The sequence below is a fragment of the Streptosporangium sp. NPDC048886 genome, from assembly GCF_055586905.1.
In genome coordinates, this window is sequence record NZ_JBVJHH010000086.1 from 1 (window position 1) to 14,431 (window position 14,431).

Sequence of the window (14,431 nt, forward strand, 5' to 3'; positions counted from 1 at the left end):
CCGCGCCTCCGGCTTGGCCCAACGCTTCGCGTTGGGCACCGCATAACTTATCCCGGGCGCTAAAGCGCCCGGTTCGGAAATGCTGGTCCCCACATAGATCTGTCACAGACGATCTTCGCGCTTCGCGCTCGACCTTCATCGTCTCGTTAGCTTCGCTAACGAATGACTGAAAGCCGCTAGTTAACTCTGTGAACTGCATAAATGCACGATGATTGTTTCATATCGATATCGAGGCCACGCTAAGGCGAGGCTCAACTGGTGATAGCCGGCCTGCGCTTCGCGCCGGCCGGCTATCACCAGGCGTCCATGTCCCTATGTGATCTTCTTCTGGGGCACTCGATCTACCAGGGCTGCTCCACCAAGCCTTGCACTGATCTTCGGTGGACATAGTACCTAGATTCAACAAAACAACCTAGTTACAAGTAACTAGGTATATAAATAATTAACATTTAAGCTATTGAAAATTTATATGCTTGTGTATCAGTACTCTGCCTAACGGGTGGCCCATCCACAACTTGCTCAGCCGCCCCCCACCAAAAGGCATCCGGCACCCTATCCACCTTGCCTCGCCTGGTCCATGAGCACCGGCTTCAGTCACCTCTCGTCCATCGCGACTCTGGTCGGCGGACGCTGCACTAACTGGCTTGTTCTGCGGACATCCAGGACTTCACTCACAGTCACCACCACAGCAGCGCCTCTGAAGGAGTGTACACATTGAACACATGAACTACTATGCTCACATGGATATGGAACAGATCGGAATCGTCGAGGCGCGCAAGCGCCTGGGCACATTGGTCTCCCGCGCAGTTCATGCCCACGTCCCTGTGAGAATCAGCCGGTCAGCTGACGAGCATGCCGTACTCATCAGTGAGGACGACTACACCGAGCTCCAGAAGCTGCGTGCCGAACGTGAGATCGCCGAGTTCCAGGATCGGATCGCGGCCGCCGGGCGCGGAGAGACCCCGCCGGTCGCTTTCGAGACCGCCGAGCAGATGTACAGTCACTTCGGCGTCTCCCATCCGGGCGAACGCCGTTGAAACGGCGAGTCCTTTTCGATCCCCAGGCTGAGCAGGCCGTTCTGGCGTTACCGCCGGGCTTGCGTATCACCGTCCTCGACACCGTCTATGGCCTGGTCGATGAGCCGGAGCCTCTTGGTGCGCGTCCCTACGGCATGATCCCTGATGCCTTCGAGATCGTGACGGACTCTTTTACCCTGCGCTACACCCATGGTGAGGATCACGTTTCTGTCTGGGTCGTCCGTGCCAACACCTGAGTGCCGTATGCATCAGGCCTCGCGCGCTGTGGACGGGCCGAAGGTCAAGAGTGAGGAGCCCATGGCCGGGTTGACCGACTCGCGGTCGATCAACCCGGCTGACAGCGTCCTGGCCATCATCCGTGGCTTCGGCGCAGGCAAGAAGGTCGAGGGTCACAGGGCAGTTCGCCATCGCCGACGCCCTCGCGGCTGACCGTTCAGTTCACGTCCTGGCGGCCAACTTGCACGGGGCTACGAAAGCTTCAGACGATGCTTGCTGTGGATCCGGCTGAACCCCGCCTGGCCGTACGGAGATCTCTGTGCCGGGTGGTGTCGAGCGGGCATGAGCGAGGATCTCGGCAACCTCGACGATGTCGATGCCGGCGGAGCAGGTTGGTGGCGAGGGTATGCGGAGGATGTGGGCGGTCCGGGCAGTGGTGTCGATGAGCGGGACCTCGCGGGACGCCTCGCCCTTGCCGGACCGGACGATGACCTTTCCCTTGCGCGCGGACAGGGGGAGAGGTCGGTGTCGTCCAGGGCGGTGAGGTGGGCGTTGACGGTGTTCGTGGCGCGGCCGAGGACGGTCTTCATGCGGGACTTGTGGCCGCGGACGGCGAAGTCGCGGTCGTGAGCGTCGGTGAGCGGGTCGCCGTCCAGTTCACTACCCTCCAGCCAGACCAGGAAGGCGCGGACGCGGGCCATCGGCTCCCATCAGAACTGGTACCGACCCTCACCAAACCCTTCCAGCGCGGAACAGAACGCATACGCACCGACGAGCATGCCGGCGTCGGCCTCGGGCTGGCCATCGTGCACAGCATCGTCCGAGCGCACAACGGGACCTTCGACCTCACACCTCGCTCCACCGGCGGTCTCCTCTTCACGATTCGACTTCCCGGCACGCCGCACGCATCGTCCCCGAACGGGCCTCCGCCGGTGGCGTAACGGCGGCGGATCGACCGCTGCGCGGATTGGGGGAGTTTGGGGCTGCTTTGCCTTTGAGCTTGCTCTGGCGCTTGGTCAGGGCCATGCCCTCGCGGGTGCGCAGGTGCCCCCGGTTGGCCTCGAACTCAGCGACCATGGCCAGGGTTGGCAGGAACAGGCGGCCGAACGGCCTGTCGATTCCTCCAGGGAATCCACCCAGCGGCAACGGTTCTGTGGCCGGCTCCGCCATCCGCTTGGGCGGACCCGTCTAGACCCTCGGGTGGATGCGCGTCCCGCCGCCGCGGTTCCCAGGCGTTCACGGTCCAGGACAGATGTGCGGGTGTGACGGCGAGCTCGTCCTGAATGCTCGGCCTGCTGTGTTTTAGGACGAGTCGTCCAGCAGCTGCAGTAGCCGGGCCGTCACGACCGCAGCGGCAGGACCCTCTCACTGCCGGCTTGCGCCAGTTCCCTGAGCCGGGGATCCGGTGTATCGCGGGCGTATCGAAAATCGCATACACCACCGCAACAGTCCTCCGTCTTCAGTGGAGGCATCGACCACAGCGCATCAACGGTCAGTTTGTCGATCAGGAAAGGACCGTGATCATGGACTCGGACTCCGGACGTGGTGTCGACCGGCGGCTGCTCGGGTGGAGCGGGCTGGCGGCCGCCGGCGTGGTGGCGGCCGGCGCGCCGCTGGTGGGCGCCCAGCCCGGCCCCCACCGGCCCCGACGCACTCGTCGCGCCCGAACCCGTCCGGGCACGACCGGATCCCGCCGGACACCCGGCCTGGCGGAGCCTACGACCGGTACATGGCGAAGCTGGCCGCTGAGGACAGGTTCTCCGGCGTGGTGCTGCTGTCGCACCGGGGCCGGACCGTGCTGTCCCGCAGCTACGGCATGGCCGACAAGGAGAAGGAGATCCGTAACCACGAGGGCGTCGCGGTCAACCTCGGCTCGGCGGTCAAGCCGTTCTCCGCGGTGGCCATCTTGTAGTTGGCGCAGCGGGGCAAGGTGAGGCTGTCGGACACGGTGGGCACCTACCTGAAGGGCTTCGCCAAGGAGATCGCCGAGCTGGTGACCATCCACCACCTGCTCACCAGCACACCACCCGGAGCAGGACCTGCAACGCATCTTCCACAGCCGGGAGGAGGTGCACGAGTTCTACCAGCAGTGGACCCGGCAGGCGAAGCTGGAGGCCGTCCCCGGTACGGGCTTCGGCAACACCGGCGCCGTTTTCGCCATCGCCGCGCAGATCGTGGAGGCCGTGACCGGCACGACGTACTGGGACTACGTGCACGAACACATCTTCGGGCGCTCCGGCATGACCGGCTCGGCGTTCTACACCAGGCCGCAGTGGCTCACCGACGAGCACATCGCGCACTCGTACATGCTGCAGGCCGACGGCAGCCGGGTGGACGCCGTCCGTAACCTGGACAAGGGCAGCCCGAGCCCGCGCGAACCAGGCAAGAACCCGGGCCGCAGCTTCATCGATCACGCCGGGGACGGCGGCTTCGCCACCGCGCCGGATCTGGTTCGGTTCGCGCACGCGCTGCGCAGCGGCACGGTGCTGGAGCAGCCCTTCGCCGAGCTGTTCACCGGGGCCAAGATTCCCCACGGGGAGGGCAAGGACGGCGGGCCCGCGCCCGCCCACCCGTCGTTCGAGGCCTACGCGATGCCGGCCAAGCTCATCAACGGCCAGTGGGTGATCGGGCGCGGCGGCGTCAACCCCGGCAGCAGCGCCAACTGGCACATCTACCCGGACACCGACTGGGTCGGCGTCGTTCTCAGCAACTACGACGGCCTGCCGACGCAGGAGATCCTCAAACAGGAGATGCAGACCGTCACCGGCCAGCGCTGACGCGCGGCCACCGCCGGCCGACACCGAGAGAAGGGATCTCCTGAGCCCGGCATGCCAGGCTCGCGCAGGGCACCATCGGCTGGCGCTGGCACCGCCCCGGCGCCGATTGGCCTTCAGGAACTCCACCGCATCCAACACGGTGCGGGGGACAGACGGACGACCGTCACATCTGTTGGTACATCGAAGAGACCATTCTGACCTGCGGCTAGGTTTCGCGGTCGGACGGAAGCGGAAGTAGCGTGATCAAGGGGCGGCACGGCTGGGTCGGTACGTTCACTGGCGTGGCGCTCATCACGGTGGCCGTACTGCCGTTGGCCTCGCTGGCGGTGTGGGCTCTGGCACGCCGTCGGAGTGTCACCGGCACCACGCCGGCGTGGGCGTGGCGCACGTCGCTGGCCGAGGTCGGCATCGTCTACGGGACGGTGCCCTGGGTATGGATGATCATGTTGCCGGGCGGCCGGGCCGGCGCCGTCCCCGGTCGGGTGAGTCTGGTACCGCTGCGGGACCTGCTCACGATCCTCGCCGGCGGGCCGGTGACGGCGACGGGCCAGGTCGTCGGAAACCTGCTGGTGTTCGCGGCGCTGGGGTTCTTCGCCCCGTTGCGGTTCGCGGCGCTGGCGTCGGTACCGCGGATCCTCGCGCTCGCGGCGGGCTGCTCGGTCCTGGTGGAGGTCGCACAGTATCTCCTGCAGCTGGACCGGGTCTCCTCTGTGGACGACGTATTGCTCAACACCGCCGGCGCCGGGCTGGCCGCGCTGGCGTCGCGGCGCTGGTGGCGCACTATGGCCAGAGCGTCGGTCCGTCGGCCAACCACAGCAACGCCCGCGGCCACCACGCCACCGAGGTGATCTGGTCCAATCGGCCGCTGGCCGGGCAGGTCGACCTGCCCGCCCTCCAGGTGCGTGACGAAACCCCCGCCACTGCGGCAGCGCCAGGGTGTCCTGGATCATCAGCGTGTCGATCAGCATGGCGGCGTAGGCCGGGTGGGTGGTCTCGCTGGTGAACCGGCGCAGCAGGGCCTCGGTGGACGCGGTGCGCAGCCGGATCGCGGTGGCGTACTTCATCATCAGGTCGTAGTTGTGGACGATGATGTCCCACCGAAAGCGATGCCTCCTTCGACGAGGTCGGCAGGCAGAAAATTTCTTTCTCCGGCTGTTGTTCTCACCATCCGGCCGTGGAGGGATTGTCGTTTCTGTTGGCCGGGGCGTTGTGCGCAATAGGTGGCAGGAAGCGGTCATCAACAGGCAACTTGCTGGCTCCGTTCTGTCTGGTTTATGGCACGTAAAGCGCGCAGAGTCGTTTATGACGGATCACATTTATATGAGGAAGGACCATTTGAATAATCGGTAGTTCGATGAAGTTCTCACTGTACGTGGATCGGGCGGATGCACTGTGATCCGCAGGAAACCGCGTTTGTACGTCGAGTGTTCTACCGGCCCTCCATCGCACGTCCGGCGTGAATTCCATCCGGTGGGACAGAACGCCGGGCGATCCCTTCATCACCGAGTTCACGGACGGAGCATCGCATCTCATGGCGGGCCGTACTCGCCGGCGGAGCCTTCCTGCCGATCGGAACCACCCTGAAACCACGTGCTCCACAGCGCAGTCCGAGAAATGGAGGGACATCCCCTTGACCAACGTGACCCACGCCGGTGCCGATCGGATCGACAGCCCGCTCACCGCCTACCCCCTGGACCAGCTACGAGAACGACGCAGCGTCAAATGGCGGGAGTGCCCGCCGGACGTGCTGCCCATGTGGGTGGCGGAGATGGACACGCCCCTCGCCGAACCCATCGCCTCCGCACTGACCTCCGCCATCGCCCACGGCGACACCGGCTACGCGGTCGCCGGACGGCTGCCGGAGGCGTTCGCCGGCTTCGCCTCCCGGCGCTACGGCTGGCATCCCGAGCCGTCCGGCATGCGGCTGGTGCCGGATGTCATGACCGGGATCGTCGAGACGCTGAGCCTGGTCACCGACCCGGGTGCCCGTGTGGTGGTCAACACTCCCGGCTACCCGTCGTTCTTCTACTGGCTGGAGCGCATCGGCCGCCGTGTGGTGGACAATCCGCTCTCACCTGGCCCGCACGGCTACCGGCTCGACCTGGATCGGCTGGAACGGGACTTCGCCACGGGGGCGGAGGCCTATCTGTTATGCAACCCGCACAACCCCACCGGTCTCGTGCTCAGCCGCGGCGAGCTGCTGGCCGTCGCCGAACTCGGCGACCGTTACGGGGTCCGGATCATCGTGGACGAGGTCCACGCGCCGTTGACCTATCCCGGCGTACGGCATGTGCCGTTCGCCTCCCTGAACACCTCGGCCGCGGCCCGGTCGATCACTTTCGTCTCGGCGGCCAAGGCCTGGAACCTGGCCGGCCTCAAGGCGGCTCTGGCCATCTTCGGCCCTGAGGCCCACGCTGACGTCGCCGCCATCCATCAGGAGGTCAGCGAGTGCGCCGGCCTGCTCGGTGTGATCGCCTCCGAGGCCGCGTTCACCGCCGGGGAGCCCTGGCTCACCGATCTGCTGACCGGCCTGGACACCAACCGGTGGCTCCTGGCCGACCTGTTGGCCGAACATCTGCCCGCAGTCGGCTACCGCCCGCCTCAGGCGACCTACCTGGCCTGGCTGGACTGCCGGGCCCTCGGCCTCGGTGAGGATCCGGCCGCGGTGTTCCTGCGTCATGGCAGGGTCGCGCTCTCACCCGGTTTCAGGTTCGGCGCGCCCGGGCGGGGTTTCGTCAGATTCAACTTCGCCACCTCCCCCCAGCAGATCGTCGAGGGGGTCCGGCGCATGGCCGCCTCGCTCAACGGGCCGTGCCGGAGCGTCCGCGATCTGGCGGCGCTCAGTCTCGACGACCGTTGTTCCTCCCCCCAGATCATCCCGTTGCCGAATTCACCGTGTGATCACGGGAGCGATCCTTGACTCCGGAATCGATCCGGCCGGTGACCTTCGCCTTGTCCGCGCCGGGCCGGCAGGAAGTGGCTACCGGCAGGCAACATGCTGACTTTGATTTATCTGGTTTCCTGGCTGCGGGACGTGCAGAGTTGATGGTGCGAGGGATAGATGGAAAGGGAGGTCAAGAAATGCCGGTCTGGCCACCTCGCCGGTAAATTGCGATAGTGCAGCCGAGCAATAACGGCGATTACCGTTCCATCTGTTTCTGACATTTCTCCTACATCATGACCAGCCGTGGCCGCGCGGGCTTTCCGCCCGCCGGCCCCGGTCCCGCGGCAGGCGCGGCCGCGGGACCGGGGCCCGGGATGAGCGACCCGGCGCTTGTGAGGTCGATTCAGCCATCTGGGGCGCGAACATTCTGGAGAGGAAATGATTGATCATCCAGCTGACAGGACGGTCGTCGAGGAACGCGAACTCGTCGAGCTCCGCGAGCGGTGTACCACCCTGATGCGTGAGGCCGAGGAGCAGCGGCGGATCACGCTCAGCCTGCAGAAGGCGATCGACGTCTTCCGGCACGAGTTCGATCCGGCGCCTCCGGCTCACATCAGCCCTGTCCGGCCGTCGGAGCCCAGCAACCGGTGCAACCGATGCACGCAGAGCCGGCACGCCGAAGTGCACCGCACCTCCCGCGTCGTCCTCGCCGAGTCAGCAGGGCTCCGCGCCGCGTAGCGGTGACGGCCTCGCCTCCGGCGCCTGAGGCCGAGGGCGGACATGCCGACAGGACAACCTCTATTGCGAACCTCTACTGCGGCAAAGGAAGCATTCTCATGAAGGCTCTGGTGTTGGCCGGCGGATCGGGTACCCGACTACGCCCTTTCAGTTACTCCATGCCGAAACAGCTCATCCCGGTCGCGAACAGGCCGGTTCTGGAACACGTGCTGCACAACATCCGCGACCTGGGCGTGACCGAGATCGGTGTGATCGTCGGCGACTGGGCGGCGGAGATCGCCGAAGCCGTCGGGGACGGCTCCCGTTTCGGAGCGCGCATCACCTATCTGCAGCAGCATCGGCCGCTGGGGCTGGCGCACTGTGTGACGACGGCGCGGGACTACCTCGGCGATGACGACTTCGTGATGTATCTGGGTGACAACATCCTGCCGGACGGGGTGGTGTCCATCGCCGAGGAGTTCCGCGCCAGGCGCCCGGCCGCGCAGATCGTGGTGCGCAAGGTCGCCGATCCCCGGGCCTTCGGGGTCGCGGAGCTGGCCGCGGACGGCACGGTGCAACGGCTGGTGGAGAAGCCGCAGCAGCCGCGCAGCGATCTGGCCCTCATCGGCGTCTACTTCTTCACCGCGGCCGTTCACCAGGCGGTCGCCGCCATCCGGCCGAGCGCCCGCGGCGAGCTGGAGATCACCGACGCGATCCAATGGCTCCTCACCCAGGGAGCCGAGGTCAAGGCCAGCGAGTACGACGGTTACTGGAAGGACACCGGCAACATCGAGGACCTGCTGGAGTGCAACAGCCGGCTGCTCGGCGGACTGGACGCCGGCATCGCCGGAGAGGTCGACGCCGCCAGCAGGGTCAACGGCGGGGTCGTCATCGAGCCAGGAGCCCGCGTGGTCCGGTCCCGGATCGAGGGACCGGTGATCATCGGCGCGAACACCCTGATCGAGGACAGCCACATCGGGCCGAACACCTCCATCGGCCGTGACTGCGTGCTGCGCGCGGCGCGCCTGGCCGACTCCATCGTGCTGGACAGCGCGTCGATCTCCGAGGTCACCGGCCTGCGCGGCTCGCTCATCGGCCGTTTCGCCACCGTCGGTCCCGGCGGCCGCGGTCAAGACAGCCATCGTCTGGTGGTCGGCGACCACGGGCGGATCGAGATAGCCGCCTAGGCGGCCGGGACAGGCCCGACGCACCCGAGGCGGCGAGGGCGACCCGCTGCGGGGGACGCGCCTTCCGCGCAACGCTCAACGCCGCCGGCGGTGGCAGGGACTTCAGCTCCGAGCCACTACCGGCGGCGAGGCCGTACATCCGTTCAGGGGGCCGTCGCGGTGATCAGCTCTCCGCGCCGGTGCCGGGCGGGGTCCTGCGCCGTGCCCGGCGGGCCAGCGACACGCCGGGCGCCTGCCCGACCGGCAGTGCGGCCGGTCCCCCGGGTGCCCGGAAGGTGGCGGCGCGGCCGTTACCGGCCCGGGTGGAGGAGTTGGGCACCACCGGCTCGGCGGCCGACGGGGTCGGGGCCGCCTTGCCCTGCTGCTGGGCCTGCGGGGTGAAGAACACGTTCGGGGACATGCTGCCCCGCGGGATGTCAGTGTTCAGGGCGATGATGTCACCGAGCGGCTTGCGGTAGTCGATCCCGAAGACCTTCCGGATGAAGGGCAGCAGCGGGTCGTTGGCGTGGAAGAACCGGTCGCCGTCGCGCAGCGCCGTGAACTCCTTCGTCCAGATCGCCAGCTGCGTCTCACCGAACTCCCGGCCCGACAGGTGCGGCTCAGCGATCATGCCGACGAAGGCGTCGACATCGGCCACGTCGCCGTAGACCGCCTTGAGCCGCGCGGCCAGCGGCGTGCGGCGCACACCACTGGTGGCGTTGTCCGCCCCGGCCGTGGTCGGGTTGCCGTTGATGTCGAACAGCTGCGTGAAGTCCATGCTGTCGGGGTCGTTGATCTCGTTGCCGGGGGTCAGCAACGGGTCGGACGGGAACGCATCGGACGCCTCACCGGTGATGGCCTTGAACGAGGTCTTCGCCGGCAGGCCGTACGCCTGACGCAGCTGGTTGTAGGTCGGCATGCCGTGGTCGCGGCCCCGCTCGATGTCGAGCGCGCCCAGGTCCGTCACACCGACGACACAGTCCGGCAGCGTCGGGTCGTCGCCGCACAGCGGGTTGCCCGAGAGCTCGAAGCCCGCGCTGCGCAGCAGGTTGTTGATCTGCTCGTCGTTCTTGTTCTGCGCCTTCAGGCCGATGCCGTGCAGCATGGGGCCCAGCTGGAGCATCTCCAGGAGGTCGGGGTTGAAGAAGGCGTCCTCGCCGAGTGGGATGGCCAGTTCGACTTCGTCGTCCTTGACCACGACGTCGATGTTCATCGCTCTCAGCGCGTCCAGCGTGGCCTGGCTGTAGCGGCCGGTCTCGGCGGTGATCCTGAACTTGGGGCGGATCTGGCTGTGCCCGCGGTATCCGACGGTCGCGAACTCGTTGGTGACCGTCGCGTCCACCTTCGGCTTGTATCCCCTGTAGGGAGGCAGCGTCACACCCAGCGTGGGCAGGAACTCGTTGTAGGTGACGTACTGCTGCTCGGCGATGACGACGGCCCGGGCGATCTGGAACTTGTCCTGCTGCGACACCCAGCTCGGCAGCAGGGAGACGATCCGGTTGTGCTCGCGGGCGAACAGCGTCTGTGTGGCCAGCAGCGCGGGGTTCTCGTTGGCCCGCTGATCGCCGGTGACGGCGGCCCGGGTCGGCTTGGTGAACAGCTGGCCGCCGATGACCATCGCCGGCGCGGTGTCGGGGTTGCCGCGGCTGTCTCGCCGGGGCAGATAGTTGCCCGGCATCAGCAGCCGCGCGTCGTTGTTGTCCGGGTTGCCGTCCACGCTGCCCTCACGCATCCAGTCCAGGCGCGCGTCGGTGTCTCCGTAGACGGCCGAGGCCTCGATGTAGGAACTGATCGTGTTGATCTGGTCGCGGGCGCTGGTGACACCGCTGCCGGGGGCGGGGGCGGAACGCTCGAAGAAGATGACCCCGAGGTCGTTGCGGAACTTCTCAAGCGGGTCGTTTTTGTCGAAGGGGGTGTTCAACGCCTCCCCGGGGTCGCCGGTCCCCCGCCGGCCGAGCCGCTGCGCCATGGTGTGGTCGAGGAACTGACCCCAGACGAATCCCCACTGGCTGACGTTGCGCTCGGAGTACAGATTCTGGTTGGTGTCGTTGAAGACACGGTTGCTCACGTACCGGGCGTTGGGCCCGGCGGCCGGCTGGTTGAGTCCGTCGGCGTAGCGCGCCGGGGCCAGCCGGGGGTAGAGCGCCCCTGCCACACCCCAGTCGGGGTGGGATCGGTTGTTCTTGGCACCGCTGAGGCTCTGCGCCTCCCAGATGCCCAGGATCGGGCGGTCCGAGGCCCCGCCGTCGTCGGCGTGGGCGGTGCCGTTCATGCTCAGTCCGCCGGCGACCACGAGCGCGACGAGCGAGAGCGCTCTTCCACGCCGGGTCCGATGGCGACCAGGGCGCGCGAATGCACGCATGGTGTTCTCCTCTCCACACACCGATGACCGCGGCGGTTCCGCCGGAGAATCGTTATCCCGTGCAGCCTCACACCCAGCCTCTCGACACCACATCTTCTGAATTGCGGAATATGCGTGGATTTGTGGGTGCTTTGCGGATATGCCGTAACCCTCCGCGGTGACCATGCCGGCCGGCACGGCCGCCGCTGAACCGGCGGTCACAGCCCCCCGGAACGTGCCGTGCCTGCCCTGACCATCCCGCCACAAAAGGCCCATATCGGCAGATAGAGGCGGGTATCGGCTGCCGGGTCGCGGCACACGGGAGGGCCGCCGATCCGCAGCCCTCCGCGGCACCGCCGAGACGGCCTCACATGTGCCGCCTCCGGGCGTCCCGGGCCGGCCGCCGACGCCGCAGCCGGCGCGCTCCGGCGGTTGGGCAAGCCAGGAGATGCAGCGTAGAGCGGCCGGGATGACGATGGGCTGAGGATCGACGGATCCAGGGCGGCCGATGGCCAAACGAGAAAGCAGCGATCATTTGGTGGCGACGCGAGATCACTCGGCTGTCTATCGGGGTTCGGTCTGTTTCTCTCATACTTTCTCGGAAACCTACGCCAGCACGCCCCAACGGAGAATTCAGGTCGCCGCTCACTGATGACGAAGGATCGACCCCGTATTTCTCTCGATTGGAGACGTAGATGCGTTTTCTGCCCGACCGTGAAAACCTTAAAGTGGCAGTCATCGGCTTTGGGTATGTCGGCTCGTGCATCGCGGCGACACTGGCCGACCGCGGCTTCGACGTCGTCGGCGTGGACACCGATCCCCGGCTGATCGAGGAACTGGCCCGCGGCTACTGCCGGTTCCAGGAGCAGGGGCTGGCCGACATGATCTTTCGCGGGGTGACAACCGGGCGGCTGCGCGTCACCACCGACAGCGCCGAACTCGGTAGCGCCGACGTCGTGCTGATCGCGGTCGGCACCCCGATCCGCGAGAAGGGGTCGCTGGCCGACGAGCAGCTGCGCGGCGCGTGCCTGGAGCTGAGCCGCCACCTCCGCCAGGGTCAGCTGGTGGTGCTCAAGAGCACCGTGCCGCCGGGCACGACCCGAGATGTCGTGCTGCCGCTGCTGGAGCAGAGCGGGCTCATCGGCGGTGTGGACTTCGGACTGGCCTTCACCCCGGAACGGCTCGCCGAGGGCACCGCCCTGGCCGAGCTGCGCACCTTCCCCATCGTGGCCGGCGGGCTGGAGCCGGACAGCACCCGGGACGTGGCGGCGTTCTGGCACAGGGTCCTCGGGGTCGAGGTGATCCCGCTGGACTCCCTGGAATCGGCCGAGATCGTCAAACTCGCCGACAACTGGTGGATCGACCTCAACATCGCCCTCGCCAACGAGCTGGCCAAGTTCTGCGCCCTGTACGACGTGGACGTGCTGGACGTCATCGCCGCGGCCAACACGATCCCCAAGGGCAAGGGCACGGTCAACATCCTGCTGCCCAGCGTCGGCGTGGGCGGCTCCTGCCTGACCAAGGACCCGTGGATGGTGTGGCGTTCGGCCCGCCGGCGCGGCGTGGAGATCCTGACCGCGCCGGCCGGCCGCGAGGTCAACGCGGGGATGCCGGAGTACACCGCGCAGCTCGCCATCGACGAGCTGGTCAAACTGGGCAAGAACCCGGCGACCGCGAAGGTGGCCGTGCTGGGCCTGGCCTTCAAGAACAACACCGGTGACCTGCGGGCCACCCCGACGCGGGGAGTGGTCGAGACCCTGGTCGAGGCCGGCGCCCAGGTGCGCATCTTCGACCCGCTGGTCGACGTCGCCCACGCCGAGGAACTGTTCGGCATCACACCCGCGGCGAGCCTGCAGGAGGCCGTGCAGGACGCCGACTGCATCGCCGTACTGGCACTGCACCGGGAGTTCGAGGACATCGACTTCGCGGCGCTGCCCGTCGCCCGATCATGCCTGCTGCTGGACGGGCGGGCCTACTACTCCAAAGAGAAGATCGCCTCACTGCGCCGCCTGGGCTACCTCTACCAGGGGATCGGACGGGTGGGCGCCCCCGTCGCCCCCGACCCGCACAGCTACCCGGTGGCGCCGGTCTCGCGCCTCGTCGAGGGCCCCGTGGCCGCGCTCTACGTGGAGTCGGGCTCATGAGCGCCGCGCACGAGAGCGGCGGCGCCGCGGGCCCCACGACCGACAAGCCCCACAACGGCCAGGTGCACCGCCCCTCCCGGGTGGTCGTCACCGGTGGGAGCGGCTTCGTCGGCAGCCACCTGGTGGAGCGGCTCATCGCACAAGGCGACCAGGTCACCGTCTTCGACGGCGCACCGCCGTCGAAGACCTCCACCGGGCAGCACGCCAGACACGTCGAGGGCGACATCCGCGATCCGGCGAAACTCGCCGAGGCGATCACCCCCGGGACCGACATCGTCTATCACCTGGCCGCGGTCGTCGGCGTCGACCAGTACCTGGCCCGCCCGATGGACGTCATCGACATCAACTTCACCGGCACCCGCAACGTGCTGGACCTCGCCCACCGGACCGGCGCGAAAGTCATCCTGGCCAGCACCAGCGAGGTCTTCGGCAAGAACCCCGCCGTGCCGTGGCGCGAAGACAGCGACCGGGTGCTCGGCGCCACCTCCTCCGACCGCTGGTCCTACTCCTCGGGCAAGGCGCTGGCCGAGCACCTCACCTTCGCCTTCGCCCGCCAGCACGGGCTGGAGGCCACCATCGTGCGCTACTTCAACGTGTACGGCCCCCGCCAGCGTCCCGCCTACATCGTCAGCCGGTCGATCCACCGGGCGCTCAACGGGCGGTCCATGGTGGTCTACGACCAGGGGCGGCAGACACGGTGCTTCACCTTCGTCGACGACGCCATCGAGGGCACCATCCTGGCCGCCACCCACCCCAAGGCGGTCGGAGAGTCCTTCAACGTCGGAAGCATGGTGGAGACCACGGTCGGGGACGTCGTCCGGCTCATCGCCGAACTGACCGGGGCCGGCCCGTCGACCATCGACGTCGACACCAGCCAGCGGCTCGGCCCGGCTTATGAGGACCTGTCCCGGCGGGTCCCCGACAACGCCAAGGCGCGCGAGATCCTGGGCTGGGACTGCCGGACCCCGCTGCGCGAGGGACTCCTGCAGACCATCGAATGGGCCCGCTCCAGCCCGTGGTGGCTCGGCCTGCCCGACAGCGGAGCGTCCTGACCCTCCGGCGCGCAAAAGCCGAGAGCCGGCGCGGAGGGGTCCCCGCAAAGGCCCCCCCGCGCCCGCCCACCGGGCGCCACCCGCGAGCGCGCCCGCC

Annotated in this window: 11 protein-coding genes and 2 pseudogenes; 11 read left to right on the forward strand and 2 right to left on the reverse strand. The window is 67.5% G+C overall.

Annotated elements, in window-relative coordinates; all coding sequences use genetic code 11:
• Window positions 1-722 precede the first annotated feature (722 nt).
• From ACZ6R6_RS48420 to ACZ6R6_RS48445, 6 genes and pseudogenes are all read left to right on the forward strand, one after another.
• Complete coding sequence (locus ACZ6R6_RS48420) at window positions 723-1,037, forward strand: type II toxin-antitoxin system Phd/YefM family antitoxin (RefSeq protein ID WP_470104206.1); 315 nt, start codon at window positions 723-725, stop codon at window positions 1,035-1,037.
• The gene (locus ACZ6R6_RS48425; protein ID WP_470104207.1) at window positions 1,034-1,273 is read left to right on the forward strand and encodes a hypothetical protein; all 240 of its coding nucleotides are present in this window, start codon (window positions 1,034-1,036) and stop codon (window positions 1,271-1,273) included. The genes ACZ6R6_RS48420 and ACZ6R6_RS48425 overlap by 4 nt, the downstream gene beginning before the upstream one ends.
• Before the next feature lie 525 nt (window positions 1,274-1,798).
• Window positions 1,799-2,194, forward strand: coding sequence for a sensor histidine kinase (locus tag ACZ6R6_RS48430; RefSeq protein ID WP_470104209.1), 396 nt, complete (start codon window positions 1,799-1,801; stop codon window positions 2,192-2,194).
• Between the two features lie 788 nt (window positions 2,195-2,982).
• Window positions 2,983-3,165: a serine hydrolase gene (locus tag ACZ6R6_RS48435; protein ID WP_470104211.1), complete on the forward strand. Its 183-nt coding sequence runs from the start codon at window positions 2,983-2,985 to the stop codon at window positions 3,163-3,165.
• 121 nt (window positions 3,166-3,286) lie between these two features.
• Window positions 3,287-4,030: pseudogene (locus tag ACZ6R6_RS48440) on the forward strand (serine hydrolase domain-containing protein); the annotation flags it as partial.
• 281 nt (window positions 4,031-4,311) lie between these two features.
• Window positions 4,312-4,878 (forward strand): VanZ family protein, encoded by a 567-nt coding sequence (locus tag ACZ6R6_RS48445; protein ID WP_470104212.1) that lies wholly within the window; start codon window positions 4,312-4,314, stop codon window positions 4,876-4,878.
• A gap of 114 nt (window positions 4,879-4,992) precedes the next feature.
• Here the strand turns inward: ACZ6R6_RS48445 and ACZ6R6_RS48450 are convergent.
• Window positions 4,993-5,130: pseudogene (locus tag ACZ6R6_RS48450) on the reverse strand (Tn3 family transposase); the annotation flags it as partial.
• A 539-nt stretch (window positions 5,131-5,669) separates the two neighbouring features.
• On the opposite strand from ACZ6R6_RS48450, the gene ACZ6R6_RS48455 reads away from it, so the two are divergent.
• The 3 genes from ACZ6R6_RS48455 (at window position 5,670) to ACZ6R6_RS48465 (ending at window position 8,818) form a co-directional block, all read left to right on the forward strand.
• A complete protein-coding gene (locus tag ACZ6R6_RS48455) occupies window positions 5,670-6,950 on the forward strand; it encodes a MalY/PatB family protein (protein WP_470104224.1) in 1,281 nt (426 codons plus the stop codon).
• Window positions 6,951-7,352: 402 nt separating this feature from the next.
• Entirely contained in the window at window positions 7,353-7,652 is a 300-nt protein-coding gene (locus tag ACZ6R6_RS48460; RefSeq protein ID WP_470104214.1) for a hypothetical protein, read from the forward strand.
• A 98-nt stretch (window positions 7,653-7,750) separates the two neighbouring features.
• Window positions 7,751-8,818: a glucose-1-phosphate thymidylyltransferase gene (locus tag ACZ6R6_RS48465; protein ID WP_470104216.1), complete on the forward strand. Its 1,068-nt coding sequence runs from the start codon at window positions 7,751-7,753 to the stop codon at window positions 8,816-8,818.
• 163 nt (window positions 8,819-8,981) lie between these two features.
• On the opposite strand, the gene ACZ6R6_RS48470 is transcribed toward ACZ6R6_RS48465, so the two are convergent.
• Complete coding sequence (locus tag ACZ6R6_RS48470; protein WP_470104218.1) at window positions 8,982-11,159, reverse strand: peroxidase family protein; 2,178 nt, start codon at window positions 11,157-11,159, stop codon at window positions 8,982-8,984.
• A 707-nt stretch (window positions 11,160-11,866) separates the two neighbouring features.
• Here ACZ6R6_RS48470 and ACZ6R6_RS48475 point away from each other — a divergent pair.
• The gene (locus tag ACZ6R6_RS48475; protein WP_470104220.1) at window positions 11,867-13,282 is read left to right on the forward strand and encodes a nucleotide sugar dehydrogenase; all 1,416 of its coding nucleotides are present in this window, start codon (window positions 11,867-11,869) and stop codon (window positions 13,280-13,282) included.
• A complete protein-coding gene (locus ACZ6R6_RS48480) occupies window positions 13,279-14,334 on the forward strand; it encodes an NAD-dependent epimerase/dehydratase family protein (RefSeq protein WP_470104222.1) in 1,056 nt (351 codons plus the stop codon). The genes ACZ6R6_RS48475 and ACZ6R6_RS48480 overlap by 4 nt, the downstream gene beginning before the upstream one ends.
• Window positions 14,335-14,431: the final 97 nt, after the last annotated feature.